The sequence below is a fragment of the Novosphingobium mangrovi genome (assembly GCF_022818885.1).
In the GTDB taxonomy this organism is placed as follows: Bacteria; Pseudomonadota; Alphaproteobacteria; order Sphingomonadales; family Sphingomonadaceae; genus Novosphingobium; species Novosphingobium mangrovi.
Genome location: NZ_JALHAT010000045.1, coordinates 1 through 10,660, shown reverse-complemented (window position 1 = coordinate 10,660; position 10,660 = coordinate 1). Strand labels below are relative to the sequence as shown.

The window sequence follows — 10,660 nt, the reverse complement described above, 5'->3', positions numbered from 1 at the left end:
CGCCTGCGCCAGGAGCACGCCGCCGCCCGGCGCGCCGAGGCCCAGGCCCGCGAACTGGCCCGCCGCGATCCCCTGACCTCGCTGCGCAATCGGCGCGGCTTCATCGAGATGATCGAGCCAATCCTTGCCGAAGTCACCCACGGGCGCGAGGTCGCCGCGCTGCTTCTGCTCGACATCGACTTTTTCAAGCACATCAACGACACCTATGGGCACGACACCGGGGACGATGTGCTGGTCGCACTCGCGCGCACCCTTGCCGCGCGCGAGAACGCGCGTTGCATCGCCGCGCGCCTGGGCGGTGAAGAGTTCGCCCTGCTTCTGAGCGGGCCCGCAGCGCTTCGCGCAGCCATGATCGCCGAGGACCTGCGCCGCGCCATTGCCGCCGCGCGGCCTGGCGATCCCGATGCCGGAGGCACCGTCCTGCCTCCCGTCCCCGGCCTTGCCATGACGGTCAGCATCGGCGTCTGCCCAGCCATCCCCGGCGAGGTCTTCCGCGATCTCTACCGCAAGGCCGACGCCGCGCTCTACCGCGCCAAGCATGAAGGCCGCGACCGCGTGGTCCTCGCCGCGCCGGGTAACGATGCGCCGCGTGATCTCGGCCAGCTGGAACCTGTCCCCAACTAGGCTCAGCCCTCCGCCCCGCACGCGCGGCGCTGGACGCTCCTGCACCGCGCGTTTATCACCCGCATTCGTTTCTCTCCCACGCGGAAAGCCCCTATCCCGATGCGTCTGCTCCTCAAGATCGTGTTTGCCTTCCTGCTGCTGAGCGCGGGGATCACGCTGCTCTACCGCTTCGTGCCGGTGCCGGTGACGATCACCATGCTCACAGATTCGAACGGCATCACCAAGGACTGGACACCGCTTTCCGACATCGACCGCAACATGGTCGCCGCTGCCATCGCGGCCGAGGACGGAAAGTTCTGCACCCACAACGGCTTCGACACCGAGGCCATCGAGAACGCGATGAAACGCAACGCCGAAGGCGGACGGCTGCGCGGTGGCTCGACGATCAGCCAGCAGACCGCCAAGAACGTGTTTCTGTGGCAGGGCGAAGGCTGGAGCCGCTATGCGCGCAAGGGCCTGGAAGTCTGGTTCACCTTCCTGATCGAGCACCTGTGGGACAAGCGCCGGATCATGGAAGTCTACCTCAACGTCGCGGAAACCGGCATCGGCACCTACGGCGTGGAAGCAGGCGCGCAGCGCTATTTCGGCAAGTCCGCCGCCAGCCTCACGCCGCTCCAGGCCGCGCGCATGGCCGCCGCCCTCCCCAGCCCCAAGACCCGCAGCGTGAAGAACCCGGCGGGCTTTACCCGCCGCTATGGCAACACGATCTCCGCGCGCATCGGCACGGTGCGTAACAGCGGCTTCGACGCCTGTGTCTACGAGTAAGGCCCTGGCCGCGAACCGCAGCGCATCGCTACTGAGCTGAAAAGATAAGAGGATAGTTCCGAGGGCCATGGCCCTCGGGCTCCCCGAACTGTCGACCTTGGGGCTCTCCGGCCACCACCGCCGAGACGGGTGAGGTCGCCGATGTCCGGGATCAAGAGGCTAGCCTGATCTTCACTTTCAGCTGCCCCTGACAGGGCACAAAAAAAGGGAGAGGCCCGAAAGCCCCTCCCCTTCTTTTCGTGCCGTTCGGCCTGATCGATCAGATCAGAAGCCGACCGAAAGCGCCAGGCTGCCCGCACGCGGAGCGCCGATCTGGGCGAAGCTCTCGCCGTTCAGCGAGCCGCCGAAGTAGCCGACGTAGTATTCGTCGAACAGGTTGGTGAGGTTGAGCTGAAGCGCAACATCGCCGCCCGTCGGGCCTTCACCGATGACCAGGCGCGCGTCGAAGTCGACGAGCGTGTAGGAAGGAACGCGGGTGGTATTCTCATCATCGAGCCAGCGCTTGCCGGTACGCTTGACCTGGGCACCCAGTTCGAGCGCGCCGAAAGCGATCTGGCCGCGGGCACCGTACGAGTAGTTCGGCGAACCCGATTCCATATTGCCTGCGGTGGCAACCACACCATCGGCCGACACCACATCATCCTTGATCTCGGAGTCGTTGTACGAACCGAAGATGTAGATGAGCGAGTTGCGGGTCGGCTGATACGCGATCGAGCCGTCGATACCCCACTTGTCGACCGTTCCGAGGTTACGGTAGACCGTCGCACCGTCGCCGTTGTTGGCGTTGGGGTCGAAGGCCGAGGCCAGACGGTTCTTGTACTGCGTGTACCAACCGGCAAGCTGCGCGGTCAGGCCACCTTCACGATAACGGAAACCGACGTCGAAGCTGTCGGTCGTCTCGGGAACCGGACGGGCGAAGTCGCCGTCGGGCAGGTAGAGCGAGTCGTACAGCGGGTCGGTACCGGGGACCGAAAGGCCCTTGGCGTAGTTCGCAAAGACCGAGGCGGTCGGCAGGAAGTTGTACGTGAAGCCGACGTTCGGGAGCAGCTTGTCGTACGTGTACTTGCGCGACTGCGGACGGGCGTGGTCGGGGTTGGCCTCCTCGTAGGCGGTCATGTCCTGACCCGGGGCCGGGCAGTCGACATAGCCGCTGATCGAAGTGGTGTAGCAGTTCTGGTTCAGGCGGCGCGTGAAGAACGGCGCGCGCAGGCCCAGAACGGCGGTGAAGTCACCGAAGGTACCACGGTATTCGCCCGAGACCTGGTGCAGGATCGCCCAGGACAGACGGTCACGCTTGTTCACTTCCTCGCCGTTGAGGTCGAGCAGCGCGTTGTCGATCGCGAAGACGTCGCTCGGCTCGCCGTTGGCCAGCATCGGGGTGATCTGGCCGGTCTGGCGGTGACGCGCACGGTCCCAGGTGTAGGCAACGCGGACACGGTGGTCGTCGTTGATTTCCCAGATCAGGTTGGCGATGACGCCGAGGCGGTCGGTGCGGGTCTGGCTGGGGTCATTGCCGCCAACGACGTCGAGGGTGTCCCCGTCGCCATTGAGGTCGCGACCGAAGTAGTAACGGCCGTTGAAAGCGCCGGTGTACTGCTGACCGCCGGTCTCATAGAAACCTTCGTAGATGCCGTCAGGGCCGCCACCGTTGGCCTTGACGTACTGGTAGCTCGGATCAACCGTGAGCAGCAGGCCGTCAGCCAGCGTGAAACGCGAGGAACCGCGGATATTGCCCGTGTCGGACGGGTTGTAACGGCGATAGAACGGCGCGCCGCAATCACCCGACGAACTGGAGTCGTTGTAGAAGTCGTCTTTGTCGGGCGTACCGCCGCCACCGACCACGGTGCCTTCGGGCAGCGAGCAGGGATAGGGGAACTGGCCGTCTGCGGTGTAGACGGTGTAGCGATCGCGCTTGCTGAACTCGTCGTCGTAGTAGCCCAGAAGCGTGTTGACGTTCTCCGAACCGGCAAAGTTGTTGCGGTTCTGGTTCCAGTGGCCGGCGACCGAGACGAAGTCGCCGTTGCTACCCAGATCCTGGTAGAGGCGGGCGTTGAGCTGGGTCTTGTCGACGCGGCCGTACGGATTGTAGGGCACGCCGTAGTTCTGGTAGCTGGCCGAGACGAAGGCCTTGGTGCCAATGCCGGTGAAGTCACCGGTGTCGATCATGCCGAACGCACGGGTGTAGAGGCTGTCCGAGTAGCTGCCCGGGGTCAGCACGTCACCGATGGTCATCGTGGTGAACAGGCCGAAATCATCGCCCGGGGTACGGGTACGGATGTTGACGGTACCACCCGAAGCCGACGCGGTCGGGCTGTCGACGTCGGTCACGCCTAGGTTCACGTTCACCGATTCCAGGATCTCGGTGTCGACCTGCTGGTTGGTGTAGAGCGCGTAGTTGCCCGAGTCGTTGAGCGGCAGGCCGTCGAGGGTCTGCGACACGCGGTCCGCGCCGAAGCCGCGGATGGTGAAGCCACCGCCCATCGAGCCCCAGGGGTCGTTGTTCTGGAAGCTGACGCCCGGCACCAGGTTGATGATGTCGTTGATCGTCTGACCCGGACGCGCGCGCTGGATCTGCTCGGCGGTCAGGACCTGCTTGGCCTTGGGGGTCGCGGGGATCTCGAGACCGGCGACGTCTTCGGCGCGCAGGCCGGTGACGATGATCGCGTCCTCTTCGAAGTCGACCGAACCGGTCGACTGCGCGAAGGCCGGAACGGCCAGGAAAGCAACACCGACGGCAAGCGCGCTCGTCGCGGTGTTGAGAACAGAACTAAACTTCATCAGTGCCCCCTGAAGGTGTCAGACTGGGTAAATTCAACATGCGATGGGATTTGTGAGCCACTGCATGCGCTGCGGTGGCTATGCGCAGTGACATATGACAGCTTTCTGACGGTTGGGAGCCATTTACTGCTGCAACGGCGCAATTTTGCAACGTGGAGCGCGTTATCATCCAAATGACCAAAACAAGATATTGTTTTTAATGGATTATTTTTTAGCGTACATTTTTGCACTGCGGCAAAAATGTCACGAGGCAAGTTCTCTTATCCGCCGTCTGGAGAAAGCGAGAATTGTGAATGACATGTTACAACAACAGTTGAATCGCCCGGGCGTGGCATGAGAGACACATTTGCGATGGAACACGAGACCTTAGCCACACCCTCGCACACCCATGGGCACCACGGGCATTCCTATAGCCATGATCATGGGCACGGACATGGGCACGGACACGGCCATCATCACCATCACGGCCCTCCTCCGGGCGGGGCGAACATGGCCTTTGCCATTGCCGTCAGTCTCAACGTGGTATTCGTGATCGTCGAGGCCATCGCGGGCTTCGTCAGCGGTTCCATCGCGCTTCTCGCCGATGCCGGGCACAACCTGACCGACGTGGTCTCGCTGCTGCTGGCCTGGGCCGCGGCCATCCTCGCCGCGCGCCCGCCCTCCGAGCGCTTCACCTACGGCCTCAAGAGTTCCTCCATCCTGGCCTCGATCGCCAACGCGGCCCTGCTGTGGGGCACGGTCGGCGCGATCCTGGTCGAGACCCTGCGCCGCCTGTTCGAACCTGCCCAGGTCGCGGGCACCACGATGATGGTGGTGGCAGCCATCGGCATTGCCATCAACGCGCTCTCCGCGCTGCTCTTTGCCAAGGGCTCGAAGTCGGACCTCAACCTGCGCGCCGCCTTTGTCCATCTCATGGCCGACGCCGCCGTCTCGGCCGGCGTGGTCATTGCAGGCGGCCTCATCTGGGCGACCGGCATTGCCCTGCTCGATCCCGTCACCTCACTCATCATCACACTGGTCATCGCCTGGTCGAGCTGGAGCATCCTGCGCGATTCGCTGCGCATGGGCATGCTCGCCGTGCCCGATGGCATCGACATCGCCAGGGTCCGCCGCCTGCTTGAAAGCCAACCGGGTGTCAGCCATGTCCACGACCTTCACGTCTGGCCGATGAGCACCACCGAAACCGCGCTCACCGCCCACCTCGTCAAGCCCGATGGCCCCGCCGACGATGCGTTTCTCGCCGCCATCGCCGAGCAGCTGGCGCACGACTTCGGCATCGGCCATCCCACGATCCAGGTCGAGACCGGGCACGCCGAGAGCTGCGCGCTGGCAAGCCCCGACACGGTCTGACGCAAGGGCGGGCCGCCTCGTCGGCACACGCGGCACCGCGCCCCGTCTGGCGCATTGCAGCTCCCATCCGGTTGCGCCGTCCTGGTGCACCGATGCGCGATGCTGTCCAAGGAGCCGCCCGTCCATGCCGTTGCTTTCCGTAAAATCGCTGCTTGCCAGCTGCGCTCTTCTCGGCCTTGCGGTGCCCGCCGGCGCAAGCCTTGCCGCGACCACTCCGGACGCGCCTGTCCTGCAGGCCGACACGGCCCGCGCCGAACTCCAGCTGCGCTATGACGAACTCAGGCAGGCGATGGAGCAGCGCTCGGCCCCAGACATCGAGGCCCTGCTTGCCCCCGGCTTCACCAGCACCGAACTCAGCGGACGCACGCTTGATGCCAAGGCCATGATTGCCGAGTTGCAGGGCGCCCCCGCCGATACCGACCGCGACACCCGCACCACGATCAAGGCCCTTACCCTCGATGGCAACGAGGCCCGGGTGCGCCAGACCATGACCGCCAGCGCAAAGGTGCGCGGGCACGCGATGGAGATGATCGCGCTGGCCGAAGATACCTGGGTCCACGGCGAAGGCGGGTGGAAACTGAAGACCACGACCTCGCAGGAGATGACCGTCACGCAGGACGGCAAGGTGATCCGTCAGGCCCGTCTGGACGATGCCCCCGAGCCGCTTCGCGAAACCCCGCCTCCCCGTGCGGTGGCGATTGCCGGACCGCAGATGGAAGGGCGCTAAGGCTCAGAAAGAGAGAAATTTACAAGGGGTCATCACCCCTTGACCCCATAACCGGCCACCTCACCTTTCTCGGTTTGAGGTGGCGCGCGGGACGTGAGCTAGACGGTATCGGGAGCCCGAGGGCGATGGCCCTCGGATCTGCATCTTTTTCCACTCTCCATGAAAAAGGCCCGGAAAGATCCTGAGATCCCCGGGCCTTTTCGAATTTCCGCTCAGGCGGGAGGCGTGCTGGTCAGGCGGCTTCCTCGGCCTTGTCGCCCTTGAGGACGCGGACGGGTTCCTTGCGGCCCGCCACCACGTCGCCATCGACGACGACTTCGGCGATGTTCTCTTCGGTCGGCAGGTCGTACATCGTGTCGAGCAGGAGCCCTTCGACGATGGAACGCAGACCACGTGCGCCGGTCTTGCGGTCGATCGCCTTCTGGGCAATCGCCTCGAGCGCCTCGTCGGTGAACGTCAGTTCGACGTCCTCCAGGTCGAAGAGCTTGGCGTACTGCTTGATCAGCGCGTTCTTGGGTTCCTTGAGGATCATCACCAGAGCGGCGATGTCGAGGTCCTCAAGCGTCGCGATGACCGGCAGACGGCCGACGAACTCGGGGATGAGGCCGAACTTGAGAAGATCCTCGGGCTCGCTCTTCTGGAGCAGTTCGCCCACGCGGCGCTTGTCGGGATCGGCGACGTGCGCGCCAAAGCCGATCGAGCGCTTCTGGAGGCGATCGCCGATGATCTTTTCCAGCCCCGCAAAGGCGCCACCGCAGATGAACAGGATGTTCGTGGTATCGACCTGCAGGAACTCCTGCTGCGGGTGCTTGCGTCCGCCCTGCGGCGGAACCGAGGCCGTGGTGCCTTCCATCAGCTTCAGCAAAGCCTGCTGCACGCCTTCACCCGACACGTCGCGCGTGATCGACGGGTTCTCGGCCTTGCGGCTGATCTTGTCGATCTCGTCGATGTAGACGATGCCGTGCTGCGCCTTCTCGACGTTGTAGTCGGACGCCTGCAGCAGCTTGAGAATGATGTTCTCCACGTCCTCGCCCACGTAACCGGCTTCGGTCAGCGTGGTGGCGTCGGCCATGGTGAAGGGCACGTCGAAGGTCTTGGCCAGCGTCTGGGCGAGAAGGGTCTTGCCCGAGCCGGTCGGCCCGACGAGCAGGATGTTCGACTTCGACAGCTCGACGTCGCCCTGCTTGCCCGCGTGCTTGAGGCGCTTGTAGTGGTTGTGGACAGCCACCGACAGGACGCGCTTGGCGCGCTCCTGGCCGATCACGTAGTCGTTCAGCGTCTCGCAGATTTCGCGGGGGGACGGCACGCCGCCATCCTTCTTGCCCGCGATCCCCGCCTTCGTCTCTTCGCGAATGATGTCGTTGCACAGCTCGACACACTCGTCACAGATGAAGACCGTGGGTCCCGCGATCAGCTTGCGCACTTCGTGCTGCGATTTCCCGCAGAAACTGCAGTACAGGGTGCTTTTCGCGTCAGATCCGCTCAATTTCTTCGCATTCCATCTAAAGGCCCCATCGCGGGCGACTCGACGAGTCTACCTTGGACGGGGGCGGTTTAGCAATCCTAGGCGGTCAACGTTGACAGGGGGTGAAGGGACCGATCCGCCAATTCCGGTCCCTCCCTGTCCACGCCCGGGAGGCTATCAGCCCTCCGGCTTGTCCGCGTCGGGACGGGTCTCGAAGACCTTGTCGACCAGGCCAAAGGCCAGGGCTTCTTCGGCCTCGAGGAAGGTGTCACGGTCCATCGCCTTCTCGATCTCGTCGAGCGACTTGCCCGTGTACTTCACGTAGAGATCGTTCAGGCGGCGGCGCATGCGCAGGATCTCGCGGGCCTGGATCTCGATGTCCGAGGCCATGCCCTGCGCGCCGCCCGAGGGCTGGTGCACCATGATGCGCGCATTGGGAAGCGCGATGCGCATGCCCGGCTCACCGGCTGCGAGCAGGAAGCTGCCCATCGAGGCGGCCTGGCCGATGCACACGGTCGAGATGCGCGGCTTGATGTACTGCATGGTGTCATGGATCGCCATGCCCGCCGTAACGACACCGCCCGGCGAGTTGATGTACATCGAGATATCCTTCGAGGGATTTTCCGATTCCAGGAACAGCAGCTGCGCGACGATCAGCGAGGCCATGTGGTCTTCGACCTGGCCGGTCACGAAGACGATGCGCTCGCGCAGAAGGCGCGAATAGATGTCGAAGCTGCGTTCACCCCGGCTGGTCTGCTCGACGACCATCGGCACGAGCGCGCCGGTCACGGGATCGGTGGTGAATTTTCCTTGAGCGCCTGACGCGCCAAACAGGTCGAGCATGGGATTCCTCATCTGGTTGCCTGCCTTATTTCGCGTGCCCTATCCCGATGTTCAAGGGCATAAACCCATCAATCGGTGTATGGATTGCGACAATTGCTCCACAATTGCCCAAACCACCCCCGCGCCGTCCCGCACTCGGACGCCTGACACCGGGGAAATTGACAGGCCAGCGTGCACTGCCCACCACAAAGGCGCGGCCACCGAATCTGCGCAGTTCCCGGTCAGCGTACGGACCGGGCTGCCGCACATGGCCCCGGAGACAAGGCATGACGTCGAGATGAAAGTCCGCGCCGCGGCAGGGCGCATCCCCTGGAACGTCCTGATCACGGCGAGCGCCTTTGCCCTCCTGTTTTTCGCGATCGCCTGGGTCACCCGGCACCGGGGCCCCTGGTACGACGAATTCTATACCCAGGCGGTCACCCTGCCCACGCGCAGCTGGGGCGACGCGCTGCGCACGAGCTGGCTGCGCGACAACCATCCCCCCTTCTACTATGCGCTGATGCGCGCGAGCGCCTGGCTGGGACCTGTCCCGCGCCACCGGCTTGTCCATCTTGCGATCCTTGGCGCCGCCGGGCTTGCGGGGTGGGCCCTTGTCCGGCGCGACCCGCAGCTGCGCGCCAGCGCCCTTGCCGCCTTGCTCGTGCTGCTGGGGGGGCGCGCCACGATCCACACGGCGAGCGAGCTGCGCTCCTATTTCCTGTCGCTGTGCCTGGGCGCGGTCCTGGCGCTTTGCCTCGTGCGCAGCTGGACCGCTCCCAAGGACCGCGACCGAGCCGCGCTTCTCTCCGGTTTCGCCGCGACCTTCCTCGCCTTCAACACGCATATCGTGACAACGCTGCTGTGCGGCGCGCTCTACGTGCCCTTCGTGGGCGCGGCGCTGGCGGCGCGCGATGGCCCGCGCCTGCGCGCACTCCTGCCCCCGCCGCTGATCGCGGGCACGGTCTTTCTGGGGATCACCGCCATCCAGGCGCGCTACTGGGGGGCCAACACGGCTCATTTCTGGATCGAGGGAGGCCTGGGCCCGCTGCTGGACACGCTGCGCTATGCCCTGCAGCGCACGCTTGAGGCCAATCTGCTGCTGCTTGCCGCCGCCACGGGAGGCGGGTTACTCCTCGTCCGAGAGAGCTGGAGGACGCGCCGCCTTGCGCCCCACGCGGCAGGAACCCTGCTGCTGGGCGGCGGGCTGGCACTTGGCCTCATCGTGCTGAGCGCGCTCCACCTTGGCCTGCGACCGATCCTGATCGAAAAGTACCTCGCCCCCGCCGTGGGGGTTCTGGCCGTCCTCCTGGGTTTGTGCACCGCACGCCTGGTGCGCGCCTGGCCCGCCCATCTTGCCAGCCTGCTGTTCCTGGCCGCGCTGGTAGTGGGCGGCCTCGGCCTACGCCACAACGCCCTGTGGGCGGCCGAGCGCGAGAGCTGGTACGGAACAGGGCGGATCATCGCGCGCGTGCAGGCGGCCTGCCCTGCAACCCGGGTTTTCATAGATCCCTACTGGAACGCCGATCTCATTGCGATGCCCCCGGCCGACAACGCCCGCGTCGTGCCCTTCGCCTATCGGGAGGTCGCCCGGCGCCTGGGCTTCACGCTTGCCCCGCAAGGCTCCCGCACCCTTTCGCGCGACTGCCCCAACCTGTTCTGGGCCGAACACGACCCGGACAGCCATTTCACCGCCGACCGAATCCGGGCCCACCTGCGCAGCCAGGGCTTCGCCCTCGACACACTTACGCTAACGCGCGTCGGCTACGGCTGGATCGCCAGCGACCGTCCCCTCGGGCACATCGCCAACTAAGCCTGCAGCCCGGACGCAAGAAGGCCCGGCATGACGACCATGCCGGGCCTTCGTGAGCCGATCGAACGCGGGGCTTGGCCCCGCGAACGCGATCAGTCTTCCTTGGCAGCCTCGTCCTTGGCAGCGGCCTTCTTGGCCGGAGCCTTCTTGGCCGGAGCCTTCTTGGCCGGAGCCTTCTTGGCGGCGGGCTTGGCTTCGCCGTCCTCGGTCTTCTTGGCAGCGGCCTTCTTGGCCGGAGCCTTCTTGGCCGGGGCCTTCTTCTCGGCCGGCTCGTCACCGGCTTCGGCGTCGTCGGCCTTCTTGGCAGCGGCCTTCTTGG

General features: G+C 65.1%; 9 protein-coding genes. 5 read left to right on the top strand and 4 right to left on the bottom strand.

The annotated features are described in order from the left end of the window. Positions 1-624 (top strand): GGDEF domain-containing protein (locus MTR65_RS17890; protein WP_243802610.1); only part of this gene is annotated, 624 nt, incomplete at its 5' end. 99 nt (positions 625-723) lie between these two features. Beyond that, positions 724-1,389, top strand: coding sequence for a monofunctional biosynthetic peptidoglycan transglycosylase (mtgA, locus tag MTR65_RS17885; protein ID WP_226633838.1), 666 nt, complete (start codon positions 724-726; stop codon positions 1,387-1,389). A 264-nt stretch (positions 1,390-1,653) separates the two neighbouring features. Here mtgA and MTR65_RS17880 read toward each other — a convergent pair whose 3' ends face one another. After that, positions 1,654-4,167, bottom strand: a complete 2,514-nt coding sequence (locus tag MTR65_RS17880; RefSeq protein ID WP_243802608.1) for a TonB-dependent receptor — start codon at positions 4,165-4,167, stop codon at positions 1,654-1,656. Between the two features lie 351 nt (positions 4,168-4,518). On the opposite strand from MTR65_RS17880, the gene MTR65_RS17875 reads away from it, so the two are divergent. Both MTR65_RS17875 and MTR65_RS17870 read left to right on the top strand, forming a co-directional pair. Continuing rightward, positions 4,519-5,517: a cation diffusion facilitator family transporter gene (locus MTR65_RS17875; RefSeq protein ID WP_243802606.1), complete on the top strand. Its 999-nt coding sequence runs from the start codon at positions 4,519-4,521 to the stop codon at positions 5,515-5,517. A 124-nt stretch (positions 5,518-5,641) separates the two neighbouring features. Then, positions 5,642-6,244: a nuclear transport factor 2 family protein gene (locus MTR65_RS17870; RefSeq protein ID WP_243802604.1), complete on the top strand. Its 603-nt coding sequence runs from the start codon at positions 5,642-5,644 to the stop codon at positions 6,242-6,244. Positions 6,245-6,476: 232 nt separating this feature from the next. Here the strand turns inward: MTR65_RS17870 and clpX are convergent, their stop codons facing one another. Beyond that, positions 6,477-7,730, bottom strand: a complete 1,254-nt coding sequence (clpX, locus tag MTR65_RS17865; RefSeq protein ID WP_226633846.1) for an ATP-dependent Clp protease ATP-binding subunit ClpX — start codon at positions 7,728-7,730, stop codon at positions 6,477-6,479. 156 nt (positions 7,731-7,886) lie between these two features. After that, the gene (clpP, locus tag MTR65_RS17860; protein WP_039391357.1) at positions 7,887-8,552 is read right to left on the bottom strand and encodes an ATP-dependent Clp endopeptidase proteolytic subunit ClpP; all 666 of its coding nucleotides are present in this window, start codon (positions 8,550-8,552) and stop codon (positions 7,887-7,889) included. 277 nt (positions 8,553-8,829) lie between these two features. Between clpP and MTR65_RS17855 the strand changes: the two genes are divergently transcribed. After that, positions 8,830-10,341, top strand: a complete 1,512-nt coding sequence (locus tag MTR65_RS17855; RefSeq protein WP_243802601.1) for a hypothetical protein — start codon at positions 8,830-8,832, stop codon at positions 10,339-10,341. A 92-nt stretch (positions 10,342-10,433) separates the two neighbouring features. On the opposite strand, the gene MTR65_RS17850 is transcribed toward MTR65_RS17855, so the two are convergent. Then, on the bottom strand, positions 10,434-10,660 hold a 227-nt coding region (locus MTR65_RS17850), incomplete at its 5' end, for a hypothetical protein (protein WP_243802600.1).

What these genes read in the sequence shown, in the direction of transcription:
- mtgA (WP_226633838.1), top strand. Translation starts at nt 724, where the DNA reads ATGCGTCTGCTCCTCAAGATCGTGTTTGCCTTCCTGCTGCTGAGCGCG.
- MTR65_RS17880 (WP_243802608.1), bottom strand. Translation starts at nt 4,167, where the DNA reads ATGAAGTTTAGTTCTGTTCTCAACACCGCGACGAGCGCGCTTGCCGTC.
- MTR65_RS17875 (WP_243802606.1), top strand. Translation starts at nt 4,519, where the DNA reads ATGGAACACGAGACCTTAGCCACACCCTCGCACACCCATGGGCACCAC.
- MTR65_RS17870 (WP_243802604.1), top strand. Translation starts at nt 5,642, where the DNA reads ATGCCGTTGCTTTCCGTAAAATCGCTGCTTGCCAGCTGCGCTCTTCTC.
- clpP (WP_039391357.1), bottom strand. Translation starts at nt 8,552, where the DNA reads ATGCTCGACCTGTTTGGCGCGTCAGGCGCTCAAGGAAAATTCACCACC.
- MTR65_RS17855 (WP_243802601.1), top strand. Translation starts at nt 8,830, where the DNA reads ATGAAAGTCCGCGCCGCGGCAGGGCGCATCCCCTGGAACGTCCTGATC.